Below are 13,814 nucleotides of genomic sequence, written 5' to 3' on the forward strand. Positions count from 1 at the left end.
TGAGATCATGAGCATACCACATTTCGAAATTCACTTTAGTAAAGATGCAGAAAGAGTTGATAGCAATCAAGTTGATGGCGTCATAAAAGCACTTAGGGAAACCGATTATACAGACTTGATTGTCCTCTGTCATGGTTGGAACAACAATATTGCTGAGGCCCGTAATTTATACGGAGGACTGCTAGACTTGATCTCCTCCTCGATAACAGCTAACCATGATGAATCGAAGCGATTTGCAGCTTTAAATATCTTTTGGCCATCCAAGAAATTCACTGATGCTAAACTCATTCCTGGTGGAGCCGCAAGTAACGATGATAGTGAAGAAAGTTTACGCCTTGAAAATGAATGGAAAAAAATGGCTGATTTATTCGATGATGAAAATTCCCTAGTAGCCTATGAACAAATACTGGAAGGTATTCAGAAAGGTAAAAATGAAGAAGAGCTTAGTCCTCAGTTTCAAAGAATACTTGCTGCTTTAAACGGGGGAGTGGAAAATTCTGAATGTTTCGATAACTTATCAATTGACAGAGTGAAAACATTCCTTCAAGACGGAAGCCTACCATATTTAGAAACGGGGCAGGAAGCTGGCGGAGCTGCTTCTAACGATAATAGCCAGACAAATGGGGAAAATGGTTATGCACTTGGTTTTTTTTTCGGGATGAAGCAAGGATTTGCAAATATGATCAACTTAACCACTTATTACAAGATGAAAGCAAGAGCTGGTGAGATTGGAACCGAAGGTTTAAGTCCTTTACTTTCAGACATCAAAGAGACAAAACCAAATATTGATGTTCACTTAGTCGGCCATAGTTTTGGTGCAAGATTGGTTACCTCTTGTCTTCAAGGAATTAAGCCAATTGAAGTTAAAACGCTAGCACTTCTTCAGGCTGCATTTTCCCACTATGCATTCGCAAAGAAATATGATGACATAAATGACGGATTTTTCAGACAGGTATTGACTGGAAGTAAGGTAAAAGGGGCGATATTGATCACACATACAAGAGCAGACAGGGCCGTTGGACTTTCTTATGCATTGGCTTCACGACTTTTGGAACAAGAATCGAGCGATATCGGAGATAAAAGCTCACTTTATGGCGGGCTCGGGGGTAATGGTGCGCAGAAGACCCCAGAAGTTGATAATTCAATCAGCCTAAGATTAGCGGTAGATTCAAATCAATTTAGAGCTGGGAAAGTTTACAACTTATTAAGTGACAATATCATTGGAGGACATTCTGATGTGGTAAAACCGGAAGTTGCAGACATTTTGACGAAAGCATTTTTGTTGTAGCAACAGGTTTTTAACACTATAAAGATTGATTAACAGTAGTAATTGTACCAGCAAAAGATAAGAAGATGCCTGACGAAACTCCTATCCCTACGCCACCTGACCCTGTTAGATAAATTGCCTCCCCGGACTCAGGAAGAATTAGAATTAATGCATCAAAATGGAGTTTAGTCAACTTTTTAGGCTATTTTCATGGAATGCCCTGTGAGCCCGCATCTTAATGAACAATCAATTGAGATGGCTATATGAAAACGAAACTTGCCTTAATATCATGATGACAATGCTGGTGGGCGTCGCCAGAGGACAGAAAACAAGTCTAAAGCAAAAAAGCCCGTATTGCCGAGGGATTAAGTCCATGCCTATCAAATCATTACTAGATCCGGATTTGGTAATCCGTTGATGCTAACAATGCCAATAAATACAGCGACGAGTGGGAATGTTAAATTACCGAATCCCTATCGCAAAGGAGGTATGGAGCCGGCTCCTATGTCTACCCATAAAGTTGAAGAGCTGAAGTTTAAAGGGACACAGGACTCGTCTGGTATAAGCTCAATTAAACCTGTTCCGATGCCTAATCATAAAGTTGAACCTGTCAAACCTAAGAAGAAGTAACCATAGCTGCAATCCTACATGACCACCCATATTAGGATTCCGACCATCGGTATAACTTAATTTGTTTATATCATCAGCAATAGTCCTCCGAACACCAAGCCAACTGCAACGCCTGCGGCTACCTCCGCAAGAGTATGTCGTTTTAGCAAAAGTCTGGAAAATGCCACCAGTGGCAATACTAATGCAAATGCTATCGCACTATAAGGATGGATCTGGTACAGGATAAAGCAAAAAAAGATATTTAAAGAGACATGCAGGGAAACCTTTAAGCGATAGTTGATCAGGTAAACAGTCAAAAGCAATAATGAGGTGATCAGGCAATTCGAAAACAATACCCTGTCTAACCCAAGTAAATAAATAGCTCCCGAGGCTATGAGCATTGTTATGATTACCATGATGTACAGCGGGGAGCGTTGACTCCTGGAGGACACATCGAAATCGGTGAAACGCCCTTTCCTCAGTCCAAGATAAGTCACCACGTTCATCGGTAAAACAACTCCAAAAATAAGTATTGCCATAATTATCATTGCCTGCCGGGTCGAATAGCGAGTCAGACTAAAACTGATGATAAGAAATAGGGAGGTAAATAGGGGATGGCTCAGGTAAGACAAGATCTTTGCAGCTTTGAGAAGGTTTTTCATAAGCAGGACCTATATTTCGTCGACATACACGAATTTGTAGAATATTTTCTATTAAATAACCATTTGTAGATTATTTAGATAGCATGGCGGAGCGCATCGCAAAACAATTACCGAACATTAAGCCTTATCAGTAACAAGAATGGAAGCAACCAGCTGATCAATTTTATGCAAAACAAAAAAGTAGCACTTATCGTCGGCGGTAACGGAATCATTGGCCGTAACATGGCGAAATACCTTCAGGCAGGGGAGATCTGGGATGAGGTCATTATCACCTCTTACCGTGCCCCGGACTTTGAAACGACTGCAGGTTTCGTCCGCATGGATCTAACCGATGCGCAAGCAGTTGAAAATGCGGTAGCTTTAGCCAACGTAAGCCATGTTTTTTATGCGGCCTATATGGAAAAGAAAGCCCTGGCAGAACAAACCTCTGCTAATCTATCATTACTGGAAAATCTGGTAAATGGGTTAGAAAAGGTGGCACCGAATTTTAAACACCTCACTTTTATACAAGGCGGTAAAGCTTATGGTGCCCATTTAGGGAAATACAAAACACCAGCGCTAGAAACCGATTCAAGACACTTTCCACCCAACTTCTATTATAGTCAGCAGGACTATTTAGTTAAACAATCAGCTGGTAAAGCATGGAGCTGGACGGCAGTAAGGCCGGATATTATAGTCGGTTTTGCCACAGGAAATCCGATGAACATGGCTAACCTGATCGCCGTATATGCTACGCTTTGTCGTGAGCTGGATGTGCCCTTTCGTTTTCCTGGATCAGATGCAGCTTATAAAGTGCTGGTGAATGTTACGGATAGTGAAATCCTTGCCAAAAGCATGGAATACGTGGCTTTACATGAGGAGTGCTACGGAGAAATTTATAACGTAACCAATGGCGACATTTTCCGCTGGGAGCAGATATGGCCGAAAATAGCCGAATACTTCGGAGTGAGTATGGATAGCCCTATCACTTTCCCTTTAGCTGATTATATGGCCGACAAGGAAGAGGTATGGACGGGAATTGTCAGTAAATACAATCTAACATCTCATACCATTAAAGAACTAGCCAACTGGCCTTTTGGAGACTTCATCTTCAACGTTGAAGCCGATGCTTTCTTTGATGTGAACAAACTTCGCCGTGCAGGTTTCCATGAAATGCAGGTGGAGAGTTTCGAATCGTTTAAAAAGACTTTCGACGAATTAAGGGCCGATCACATTATACCAAATTATTAATTACGTATATGGAATACAGACAATTAGGAAATTCGGGACTTAGGGTTCCAGTTTTAAGCTTCGGAACTGCCACCTTTGGCGGAGGAAATGAATTTTTTAAAGCTTGGGGAAGCACACAAGTTGATGAAGCAACACAGCTGATCAATTTATGCCTTGATGCAGGTGTAAATCTGTTTGACACTTCAAATGTTTATTCTGCGGGCGCGGCAGAAGAAATATTAGGCAAGGCGCTAAGCGTTTCGCGGGATAAGGTATTGATCTCTACAAAAGCTACTTTTCCAATGGGGGAGGCTGTAAACGACTTCGGCTCCTCGCGAATCAATATTATTAAATCCTGTGAAGCAAGTTTAAAGCGGCTCGATACTGATTATATTGATATCTATCACATGCATGGCTTTGATGCCACCACGCCAATCTATGAAACGTTAAAGGCACTCGAAACACTAATCGAGAGCGGTAAGGTGAGGTATATTGCTTGCTCGAATTTCTCCGGATGGCATTTAATGAAGTCATTGTCCGTGTCAGAGCGTTATGGATGGTCAAAATATATCGCTCATCAGGCGTATTATTCGCTGCTCAACCGCGACTTCGAATGGGAATTAATGCCATTAGGAATTGAAGAAAATATCGGCACAATTGTATGGAGCCCATTGGCCAGCGGAAAACTAAGCGGCAAATATAGAAGAGACCAACCGATACCATCCGAAGGACGTGTAGCGCAGGGCGGTAGTCCGGTTGTAAATACTGATGCAGACGAAGAGCGGCTTTATGATATCGTAGATGTATTGGATGAAATCGCCGAAGAAACCGGTAAAACAGCTGCGCAGATTTCCCTGAACTGGTTATTGCAACGACCGACCATCGCTAACATCATTATTGGTGCAAGGAACGAAGAACAGTTGAAACAGAATCTGGAAGCAGTGGGTTGGAACCTCAGTACCGAGCAAGTGAAGCGGTTGGACAAAGTAAGTGAAGTTTTACCTGCTTATCCATACTGGCACCAACGTCAATTTCCAATGCTGAAAAATGATCCGGATCTCTACGGTGACCGCAAATGATAGTCTAGCCACTCTGGGCATTCACTTACACATCCGGTAGGGTCGTGCCTGACAGGAGATTGTCTATACGCTTGTTCCAATTTTGCTGCGCCGTCCTGTTCAAGCCGTGGGAGGTCTCCCGATCATAATCTTTCTGAAGCTTATTCATATCCCGGTAAGAATCCAGGTATTGCATATTGATTACCGCTTCATAATTATCAGGGTTGAGGCTCGCTTGTAGTATTTCTTTCCTGAATTGTTCGGTTACGATCTTCGCAATGTCAAAATGCCGTTGCTCATGGTTCAGCATGTAATCATCCTTGTACGGAACGCCAAGCCAGCAATCATTTTTAGCCAGGAAGGTCTTTAGGGTCAGGGTGACATGGATAACTCCATTCTGAATTTCTTCGTTTTGGTCATAACCGATGTTAGGCATTACCATCGCAGCATATTTATTAGACCTTCTTATTTTGGATTTGAAATCCGTCCAGGTTAAAGGCCTCATTGCAGCATAGTAAATGGTGTCGCCCTCCAATTGCTCGCTATAATACTCGAAACGAATCTTTACACCGCTTGCAAGTACCCTGCTGGAATTGATATTCTCGTTCATCCACTTGTTAAAATATAAGAGGGCAGACTTATCAAGGTTCTTCAGGTTTTGTTCCACTGCCCCTTTATTGGTAAGCAGTCGCGAGTAACGCATGCCTCCAGTGTAGTTTAAAAGGTGTTGGTTGTTCTGCTCTTTTTGTAAGCTGAATGATAAAGTCATTTTTATCACTCCATCCACCATACCTGCTTTTCCTGGTGTTTCGTTTACCGTCAGCTCTTTAATATCAATTATAACTGGTTTAAGGGATCGATTCTTCGGCAAATTGTCTGTAATGAATTTGGTCAGGATTGCAAACTCTGGCCCCTTAATCGCACGCAGATCCTGCATTTCGGCAACGTAGAAAGTCAATGGCTTGAACAGTACCGGTTCCTCAGCCGCAACTTCAAAGCTTCTAAACGAAGTTAATGAAGGAAAAGCTAAGACGGTTAGAAAAATAAAGATTAGGTATCGTTTAAGCAGGTGCATCTTGTTTCTTCACAATAGGTTACCATAAAGATAAGGTCTTTTTGCATCTTTATAATTGTGTTGGACCTTGGTCTCGGTTTTTTGACATTTGAGATATGATCTTAAGCGCTACTCGTCCCGGTGAAGGCGTGGACCTTGGACTGGGAGGTGTTTTTTACGACCGTCATCCCGGTGAAGACCGGGACCTCGGACTAGGTGGCGTCGCTATTCCGAGGTCCTGAAATAAATTCAGGATGACGAAGTGTTTTACGATCGTCCCGGTCTTCACCGGGATGACGAATTCAAGATGAAGAAGCGCATAATTTATTATCTTCACAAAATCGACTTTACATTTAACCAAATATAATTTACCTCATGAAACTCTCTAAACTACTATTACTGCCAGTCTGCATGCTGCTAAGTTCTATCTGCTTCGCACAGAATACCGTAAATTGGTGGTTAACGAATAACGAGAAGTCCGCGTTGCTTACCAAACAATCACCTTTGTCATTTGGCCCTGGTACTACGGAGAACATCCCGGTCATTACTATCGATCCATTAAAGAAGTACCAATCCGTTGATGGCTTCGGCTTTGCGGTTACCGGTGGAAGCGCTCAACATATGATCCGCATGTCGGCACCTGAGCGGAAGAAACTTATACAGGAACTATTTGGTTCCGGTGCAAATGACGTCGGTATCAGTTACCTGCGTTTAAGCATTGGCGCCTCTGACCTGAATGATCATACTTTTTCTTACAATGACCTGCCGGAAGGGGAAACCGATATGAAGCTTGCAAAGTTTACTTTGAAAGAAGATGAGCAGGATGTGATACCGGTGATGAAAGAGATCCTGGCGGTTAACCCTAACATTAAGATCCTCGGTTCGCCGTGGTCTCCGCCGTTATGGATGAAATCAAACCGTAATATTCAGGGCGGCAGACTGCTAAATAAATACTACGGTGTCTATGCCCAATACTTTGTAAAGTATATCCAGGGGATGAAAAAGCATGGGATCACCATTGATGCTGTTACTATTCAAAACGAACCCTTTAACGATGGGAATACCCCGAGCGCCCAGTTCCTGGCGAAAGAGGAGTTAAACTTCATAAAGAACAACTTAGTTCCGGCGTTTAAAGCTGCTGGTCTTAAGACGAAGATCATACTTTTTGATCACAACCTTGACGCGCCGGAATACCCGATTTCAATAATGACAGATCCTGTGGCTTATCAATATGTTGATGGTTCCGGCTTTCACTTATATGCGGGACCGATAACAGCGATGAGCAAGGTACATGATGCCTTCCCTAAAAAGAACCTGTATTTTACCGAGATGATGGTCGTTAATCGGAACGATTTCAATGTAGGGAGTCCAACAGAACGGATCGTGATTGGCGCTACCCGCAACTGGAGTCGCAATGTCATCCTATGGAACTTAGCTGCTGATTCGCAAAACAAGCCACATACTGATAACGGTGGTTGTGCAAGTTGCCAGGGTGCGATTTCTATTGATGGTGATAAGGTAACTCGAAATCTGGCCTATTACACCATCGGGCATGTGTCTAAATTTATTCCTCCAAATTCAGTTAGGGTCGAAAGTTCCATGCCTGATGGCTTATCAAACGTCGCATTTACTACGCCCGAAGGTAAGACTGTCTTAGTCGTTGCCAACAAAGGCAATTCGGCGAAAACCTTTAAAATAGTGTTGAAAGATAAAACGGTGACGGCGCAATTAACTGCAGCATCAGTTGCAACTTACGTTTGGTAAATTATAAATTTGTTTATGAAGAAGATATTAGTGGTTATACTATCCGTACTGTCCATGCAAAACTATGCTCAACAAGCGAAAACAACTAACGGCATACTTCAAGGGGTTCCCGAAGCAAGCGGGGTAGTTTCTTATAAAGGCGTTCCCTTTGCGAAACCACCAGTTGGCGATTTGCGTTGGAAAGAGCCGCAGGCACCGTTAAACTGGAAAGGTGTTCGCCAGGCCGATCATTTCGGCCCACAAGCAATGCAACGTGCAATTTATAGTGATATGATGTTTAGAAGTGCAGGCAAAAGTGAAGATTGCTTGTACCTGAATATTTGGACTCCAGCGAAATCGCCAACGGAAAAGTTACCGGTACTTGTTTACTTTTATGGAGGAGGATTTAGTGCAGGCGACGGCTCGGAGTACCGTTACGATGGTGAAGCTTTGGCTAAAAAAGGAATTATTACCATTACCGTCAATTATCGCTTAGGAATATTCGGCTTTATGGCCCACCCTGAGCTAACTGCTGAGTCAGCTCATCATTCTTCAGGCAATTATGGTTTGATGGATCAGCACGCGGCATTGGTTTGGGTGAAGAAAAATATTGCGGCTTTTGGGGGTGATCCTAATAAAGTAACTATCGGAGGCGAATCTGCAGGCTCCATGTCGGTAAGCGGACAAATGGCATCGCCGTTATCAAAAGGCTTATTTATCGGTGCGATAGGCCAAAGCGGCGCATTTCTTGGCAATTTGTCGCCGGCACCATTAGCGGATGCCGAGCAAAGGGGAGTTAAGTTTGCAACTGGTATCAAAGCGAAATCATTAGCCGATCTGCGTAAACTCCCTGCTGATTCTTTATTAAAAATCTCAGCTGGAGCAAGTTTCCCCTTCACTATTGATGGCTACTTTTTACCTGAATCTCCGCAGGCAATATTCTCCACTGGCAAGCAAATGGATGTACCACTTCTAGCTGGTTGGACTACTGCCGAATCTGGCGCTGGAGATGTGTTAGGGAAAGCAGAGCCGACGATCGGGAACTTTAAAGCCGCAGTGCAAAAGTTATATGGCGAGCGTGCAGAGGAAATTCTCAAAGCTTACAACCCTGCAACCGATGGCGACGTGTGGCAGGTAGCGACGGATCTGGCTTCGGATCGCTTTATTGCCTATGCTTCCTGGAAGTTTATTGACCTGCATAGCAAAACGAACGGGCACCCGGTATACCGATACCTGTTTGCTAAAAAGCGTCCGGTGATGGCTAATGCTCCAGCGGGCACGGTAGATCATGCTATTGGCGCTTCTCATGCGTCTGATATTGAATATTCGCTGGGCAACCTGTCTACTAATAAAGTCTATGCCTGGACGCCTGACGACTACAAAGCTTCGGAAACCATGCAGAACTACTTCGTTAATTTTGTTAAAACCGGAAACCCGAATGGTGGAAGTCTGCCAACATGGTACGGCTTGCAAAGTAGCCAACCTAAAGTCATGGTCATTGATGCCGAAAGCAAGTCACAGTCAGAAAGGAATTTGAGACGGTATGTGTTAATGGATTCTTTCTTCAATAAGTAACAGCGATAAGCATTGCCCTATGACTAAAACAATTTGCAGTGTTGTCTTATGCTTTTTCTTGTTTGCAGATTCTGCAGCAGCTCAAGACCGCACCTTTATTAAGAAACTCGACAGTATCGTAGGTTTCCGGAAGGCTGTTGTTGGTTTTTCGGTACAAATTATGGAAACCGGCGATACGATCTCGTTGAACGGTGACCGTCGATTTCCAATGCAAAGTGTCTATAAGTTCCACCTTGCTTTGGCGGTTCTCGATAGGGTAGATAATGGGAAGCTTAAGCTCGATCAAAAGGTATTGTTGAAAAAAATGGACTTACATCCGGATACGCATAGCCCCTTAAGAGATAAATACCCTGATGGAAATGTCTACGTCACTATTGATGAGCTGTTACGATATACGGTAGGGCAAAGCGATAACAATGGCTGTGATATTTTATTTGGACTTATTGGCGGGACCAGTATTGTGGATCGCTATATTAAACACCTTGGAATACTCGAAGTAGCAATCGTAGGTACAGAAGCGCAAATGCATGCGGATTATAAAATGCAGTTTAATAACTACAGCACGCCCAAATCTGCGACAGCACTACTCCTTAAATTCGCTCAGGGAAAGGTGTTGCATAAAAGTTCGACTGACTATTTAATGAAGGTGATGCAGGTGTCGACGTCGGGACCTAAAAAGCTAAAAGGCTTGTTGCCTCCTGGGACATTACTCGCACATAAAACCGGTTATTCCGGCACTGATGGTAATGGGCTTACTTATGCGACCAATGACATCGGCTTAGTGGTATTGCCTAATGGAAACCACATGCTCATCTCGGCATTTGTTACGATGTCCAGTGAATCTGAAGTGGTTAATGATCGTATAATCGCCGAACTTGCAAAAGCTTCCTTTGAGAAATACGGAGCTAGCTAATGCTTGAATAATCTTGATGGCCATGGACATGGCGCACACAGCTACCCGCCTTATGTGAAACGCTTCGTTTTTTGCTTCACAGTTTTGTAACAGAATGCGACCAATAACCCAAATGAGTCGATCATAGCGTAAGTTTTATTTACTTTCGATTTCGAAATGGAACTGAGTTTCACAGGCTCCAACGCTATATTTCAATAATTTCCGTTTATAGAGTCAGATACAAGTTTTATTAAAGATCGAAATTACCAGCATGCAAAAATCAAAGATTATTATCGTTTCAGGTTTCAGTATAGATTTATCCAGAATAAAAGCAATCAGATTAAATACAAGCACCACACTTGGGCCAACTAATGTGTTAAAAGTAGATCTGAATTTGAGATATGAATATATTTTCAACCCCAATAAAAAAGACTTCGAGAAAGAGGCGATCAACGATATGATCTCCATTGAATATGTGGATTATAATGACGCACAAGACGCACTAGAAAATCTCACAGAGGTTTGGCAAGAATATGCTGAAACTCAGGAAGGGTGGCTTAGCTAGAAACGCTCAGCCTTCGCCACAACCAGCTTCTCAGGAGTAATTGGTAAATCCCGCATTCGTTTCCCAGTGGCGTTGAAGATTGCGTTGGCTATAGAGGCGGCAACGCTAGTAATTCCCAATTCACCAATACCTTTTATTCCCATATCATTTGCAATCTTATCCTCTTCAGGCAAAAAAATCACATCTATATTAGCCATATCCAGGTTCACAGGCACATGGTAATCCGCTAAAGTACGAGTGATGAAATTACCGAAATTGGGTTCAACCTTTGACTGTTCGGCCAATACCATTCCCGCACCCATGGTTAACCCACCAATGATCTGACCATAGGCAGTCTTAGGATTGACTATTTTTCCTGCAGAACCCACGTTTACCATCCGCTTAATGCGGTACATTCCAGTATCTTTATCCACCCATACTTCGGCAAAATTTGCCCCGAATGAGAAGACAGAATGCTTCTTGAATTCTTCCGAAGGCTCTGCGGTTCCTTCAGCCTCAAACTTATTCAGCCCATTTTGCTTTAAAAGTTCTGCTACCGATACTTCCAGACTTTGGTTTATACTTTTCTTGTTCTTTAGTCCTGTAATAGCGTTCTGACAGGCAACACGTGCAGCATTGCAATAGGATGCCGCTCCCCAAGATCCCCCTGAGCCAGGCGTAACTGGAAACTTGGAATCTCCCAGCTCTACCGTCACTTGCTCCACTGGAATTTTTAAATACTCTGATGCGGTTTGTGCGATGATCGTATAACTACCGGTACCTATGTCGGTCGCATCCATTTGAATGGTGGCATGAACCTTTGTATCATTAAGTTCCAGGATAACTTTTGAAGAGGTCTTTTTATAGGGTGCATTACGAGAAGCAGCACTCACTCCATAACCGATCAGCCAGTTTCCTTCCTGTTTAGTGCCGGGTTGTGCATTCCGGCTTTGCCATCCAAATTTGTCAGCTCCGATTCTTAAACACTCTTTCAATAAGCGCGATGAAAATGGTTTACCTGCTCCCAAATCAACCTGGGTATCATTCTTTATTCTGAATTCGATGGGATCCATCTTCAGCTTCCAGGCCATCTCATCCATCGCACACTCCAGCGCAAAACTTCCAGTCGCTTCGCCTGGCGCCCTCATAGAATCCGGACATTGAAGATTCAAAGGGATCAATCTATGGGTAATCTCATTATTCGGCGTGTTGTAAAGCATCTTTGAAACATTGCCACAAGCTTCGTAGTATTGAAGATCAACAGCACAGTGGGAGGTAGTATTGTGAGCCAATGCCGTTAAGGATCCATCTTTCTTAGCACCTATTCGCATCACCTGTTCATCAAACTGTCTCATCCCCGTATTGGTGAACATCTGTTGTCGGGTGACGGTAATTTTAACTGGTCGACCCAACATCTTAGATGCCATAGTGCCTAAGATGATGTGTTTCTTTACGCGTAGTTTGGAGCCAAAACCACCGCCTATATAAGGTGCAATGATCTGGACATTCTCTTTGGGGATCATAAATGTATCAGCGACAGCAATCGTGGCTTCATGCATGATTTGCTGATTCGCATACATTTTAACATGACCATTATTCCAGGAAACTATTGCTGCATGCAGTTCCATCGGGTGCTGATGTTCGATAGGAGTGGTGTAAGTCTCTTCCACTTTAATCTCTGCATCCCGCATACCGGCGTCCATATTACCCCTTGAATAGTCCGCAGCCTCGTCTGGCTTATAGGCCTTATCTTTATTTTTATCGATATGGATATCAGGCTTGTCTTCCTCATAGGTTATTTTCACTAATCTGCTTGCATATTGAGCTTGTTCGAAAGTCTCAGCAACCACACAAGCAACAAATTCACCGTAATAATTCACTTCCGGACTCTGCAATAATGGTGCTATGGTAGTCAATGTATATGAGGGCCTTTCTTTGTCAAAAGCCTTTAATTTCTGCGCATTCAAATGGGTGATCACTTCCAATACACCCTTTTGTTTTTTCGCTTCAGATGTATCTATAGCGGTTATTCTGCCTTTCGCAATCGTGCTATTGATGCCCTGAGCATATACTACATTTTCAACTGAGAATTCTGAAGTATATTTAGCCATACCCATTACTTTCAGGCGACCATCGACTCTATCAATTGCTTCTCCTACTCCCGATGCATTTACTGTCTTCATACTAATGTTCTTTATTTGGATTAGGCTTTTCTTTGATAAGCTTGGGTAAGCGCTCTTACGATAGCCTTTTCACCCATTTCTACTTTATATTTATTGTCTTCTAATGGCTTTGCTTCTTTCATCGCGAGCTTGGCTGCTGCTTCAAAACTTGCTTGATCAGGAGTTTTTCCCAACAGGAAGTTTTCTGCCTTGGTGAGTTTCCATGGCTTGTGTGCAACTCCACCCATGGCAAGACCTATTTTGGTGATTTTCCCATCCTTAACTTGTAAACCGGCAGCCACAGAGATGATCGCAAAAGCATAGCTTGCACGTTCCCGGATCTTTAAGTAGTGATAATGTTCTGCGAATTCAGGTTTCGGAAGATGAATCGCTGTGATTAATTCACCCTTCATCAGGTTCGTATCTATCTCGGGGGTATCGCCGGGTAAGCGGTGGAAATCAGCAATTTCTATCATCCTGGAAGATCCATCAGTTTTCCTGACTTCGATAGTTGCCCCAATAGCCGCCAGAGCTACAGCCATATCTGAAGGATGAACGGCAATACATTTATTGTTCCAGCCAAAGATGGCATGCAAGGAATTCACGCCTTTTAATGCGCCACATCCGGTCCCGGGCTCGCGCTTGTTACAGGGCATTGATACTTCGAAAAAGTACGGACAACGGGTACGCTGTAACAGGTTTCCTCCGTTCGTAGCCATATTTCGTATTTGTGCAGTTGCTGCTGAAAGCATCGCCATCGATAGCAATGGATATTGAGCACGTATTTCGCGGTGATTGGCAGTCTCCGAATTTCTAAGCATTCCCCCAATCGTTAAGCCTCCTCTTTCGTTCCTGATGACTTGTTTGTGCTCCAGATTGGTGATTTCAATAAGTTGATCAGGTCGTTCGACATCCTCCTTCATCAAATCCAATAGGTTGGTTCCACCCCCAAGGTAATGGGAATTTGCAATGGCAGTTGCAGCCTTTAGTGCTTCGGCGGTAGTCTGCGCACCTGTATAAGTAAATGGTCTCATAGTAA

13 protein-coding genes are annotated in these 13,814 nt (G+C 43.2%); 9 read left to right on the top strand and 4 right to left on the bottom strand.

Annotated features, from left to right (window positions below):
- The first annotated feature begins 7 nt into the window (after positions 1 to 7).
- Together WKF66_RS12860 and WKF66_RS12865 are read left to right on the top strand one after the other, a co-directional pair.
- Positions 8 to 1,288 (top strand): alpha/beta hydrolase, encoded by a 1,281-nt coding sequence (locus WKF66_RS12860; protein ID WP_489674864.1) that lies wholly within the window; start codon positions 8 to 10, stop codon positions 1,286 to 1,288.
- 405 nt (positions 1,289 to 1,693) lie between these two features.
- Positions 1,694 to 1,897, top strand: a complete 204-nt coding sequence (locus WKF66_RS12865) for a hypothetical protein (protein ID WP_489674865.1) — start codon at positions 1,694 to 1,696, stop codon at positions 1,895 to 1,897.
- Positions 1,898 to 1,962: 65 nt separating this feature from the next.
- Here WKF66_RS12865 and WKF66_RS12870 read toward each other — a convergent pair whose 3' ends face one another.
- Positions 1,963 to 2,538: a hypothetical protein gene (locus tag WKF66_RS12870; protein WP_489674866.1), complete on the bottom strand. Its 576-nt coding sequence runs from the start codon at positions 2,536 to 2,538 to the stop codon at positions 1,963 to 1,965.
- Positions 2,539 to 2,703: 165 nt separating this feature from the next.
- Between WKF66_RS12870 and WKF66_RS12875 the strand changes: the two genes are divergently transcribed.
- Together WKF66_RS12875 and WKF66_RS12880 are read left to right on the top strand one after the other, a co-directional pair.
- Complete coding sequence (locus WKF66_RS12875) at positions 2,704 to 3,768, top strand: SDR family oxidoreductase (protein ID WP_489674867.1); 1,065 nt, start codon at positions 2,704 to 2,706, stop codon at positions 3,766 to 3,768.
- Positions 3,769 to 3,776: 8 nt separating this feature from the next.
- A complete protein-coding gene (locus WKF66_RS12880) occupies positions 3,777 to 4,826 on the top strand; it encodes an aldo/keto reductase (protein ID WP_489674868.1) in 1,050 nt (349 codons plus the stop codon).
- Between the two features lie 25 nt (positions 4,827 to 4,851).
- On the opposite strand, the gene WKF66_RS12885 is transcribed toward WKF66_RS12880, so the two are convergent.
- A complete protein-coding gene (locus tag WKF66_RS12885; protein ID WP_489674869.1) occupies positions 4,852 to 5,880 on the bottom strand; it encodes a DUF922 domain-containing protein in 1,029 nt (342 codons plus the stop codon).
- A gap of 95 nt (positions 5,881 to 5,975) precedes the next feature.
- Here WKF66_RS12885 and WKF66_RS12890 point away from each other — a divergent pair, with 95 nt between their 5' ends.
- The 5 genes from WKF66_RS12890 to WKF66_RS12910 all read left to right on the top strand — a co-directional run bounded on the left by WKF66_RS12890 (position 5,976) and on the right by WKF66_RS12910 (position 10,634).
- Complete coding sequence (locus WKF66_RS12890) at positions 5,976 to 6,101, top strand: hypothetical protein (RefSeq protein WP_489674870.1); 126 nt, start codon at positions 5,976 to 5,978, stop codon at positions 6,099 to 6,101.
- Positions 6,102 to 6,234: 133 nt separating this feature from the next.
- Entirely contained in the window at positions 6,235 to 7,623 is a 1,389-nt protein-coding gene (locus WKF66_RS12895; protein ID WP_489674871.1) for a glycoside hydrolase family 30 protein, read from the top strand.
- 15 nt (positions 7,624 to 7,638) lie between these two features.
- Positions 7,639 to 9,177, top strand: coding sequence for a carboxylesterase/lipase family protein (locus WKF66_RS12900; RefSeq protein ID WP_489674872.1), 1,539 nt, complete (start codon positions 7,639 to 7,641; stop codon positions 9,175 to 9,177).
- 19 nt (positions 9,178 to 9,196) lie between these two features.
- Positions 9,197 to 10,090 (top strand): class A beta-lactamase, subclass A2, encoded by an 894-nt coding sequence (gene bla / locus WKF66_RS12905; protein WP_489674873.1) that lies wholly within the window; start codon positions 9,197 to 9,199, stop codon positions 10,088 to 10,090.
- 250 nt (positions 10,091 to 10,340) lie between these two features.
- On the top strand, positions 10,341 to 10,634 hold the full coding sequence (locus WKF66_RS12910; protein ID WP_489674874.1) for a hypothetical protein: 294 nt from the start codon (positions 10,341 to 10,343) through the stop codon (positions 10,632 to 10,634).
- Here WKF66_RS12910 and WKF66_RS12915 read toward each other — a convergent pair.
- Both WKF66_RS12915 and WKF66_RS12920 read right to left on the bottom strand, forming a co-directional pair.
- A complete protein-coding gene (locus tag WKF66_RS12915; protein WP_489674875.1) occupies positions 10,631 to 12,796 on the bottom strand; it encodes a xanthine dehydrogenase family protein molybdopterin-binding subunit in 2,166 nt (721 codons plus the stop codon). The two genes, WKF66_RS12910 and WKF66_RS12915, sit on opposite strands and share 4 nt — an antisense overlap.
- 20 nt (positions 12,797 to 12,816) lie before the next feature.
- Entirely contained in the window at positions 12,817 to 13,809 is a 993-nt protein-coding gene (locus WKF66_RS12920; protein ID WP_489674876.1) for an FAD binding domain-containing protein, read from the bottom strand.
- Positions 13,810 to 13,814 lie beyond the last annotated feature (5 nt).

Source organism: Pedobacter sp., from assembly GCF_037719805.1.
Classification (GTDB): domain Bacteria; phylum Bacteroidota; class Bacteroidia; order Sphingobacteriales; family Sphingobacteriaceae; genus Pedobacter.

Bases quoted from the DNA above. Each gene is read 5' to 3' on its own strand.
- WKF66_RS12900 (WP_489674872.1), top strand. From the start codon at position 7,639: ATGAAGAAGATATTAGTGGTTATACTATCCGTACTGTCCATGCAAAAC.
- WKF66_RS12915 (WP_489674875.1), bottom strand. From the start codon at position 12,796: ATGAAGACAGTAAATGCATCGGGAGTAGGAGAAGCAATTGATAGAGTC.
- WKF66_RS12895 (WP_489674871.1), top strand. From the start codon at position 6,235: ATGAAACTCTCTAAACTACTATTACTGCCAGTCTGCATGCTGCTAAGT.
- WKF66_RS12920 (WP_489674876.1), bottom strand. From the start codon at position 13,809: ATGAGACCATTTACTTATACAGGTGCGCAGACTACCGCCGAAGCACTA.
- WKF66_RS12890 (WP_489674870.1), top strand. From the start codon at position 5,976: ATGATCTTAAGCGCTACTCGTCCCGGTGAAGGCGTGGACCTTGGACTG.
- WKF66_RS12910 (WP_489674874.1), top strand. From the start codon at position 10,341: ATGCAAAAATCAAAGATTATTATCGTTTCAGGTTTCAGTATAGATTTA.
- WKF66_RS12880 (WP_489674868.1), top strand. From the start codon at position 3,777: ATGGAATACAGACAATTAGGAAATTCGGGACTTAGGGTTCCAGTTTTA.
- bla (WP_489674873.1), top strand. From the start codon at position 9,197: ATGACTAAAACAATTTGCAGTGTTGTCTTATGCTTTTTCTTGTTTGCA.
- WKF66_RS12885 (WP_489674869.1), bottom strand. From the start codon at position 5,880: ATGCACCTGCTTAAACGATACCTAATCTTTATTTTTCTAACCGTCTTA.
- WKF66_RS12870 (WP_489674866.1), bottom strand. From the start codon at position 2,538: ATGAAAAACCTTCTCAAAGCTGCAAAGATCTTGTCTTACCTGAGCCAT.
- WKF66_RS12860 (WP_489674864.1), top strand. From the start codon at position 8: ATGAGCATACCACATTTCGAAATTCACTTTAGTAAAGATGCAGAAAGA.
- WKF66_RS12865 (WP_489674865.1), top strand. From the start codon at position 1,694: ATGCCAATAAATACAGCGACGAGTGGGAATGTTAAATTACCGAATCCC.
- WKF66_RS12875 (WP_489674867.1), top strand. From the start codon at position 2,704: ATGCAAAACAAAAAAGTAGCACTTATCGTCGGCGGTAACGGAATCATT.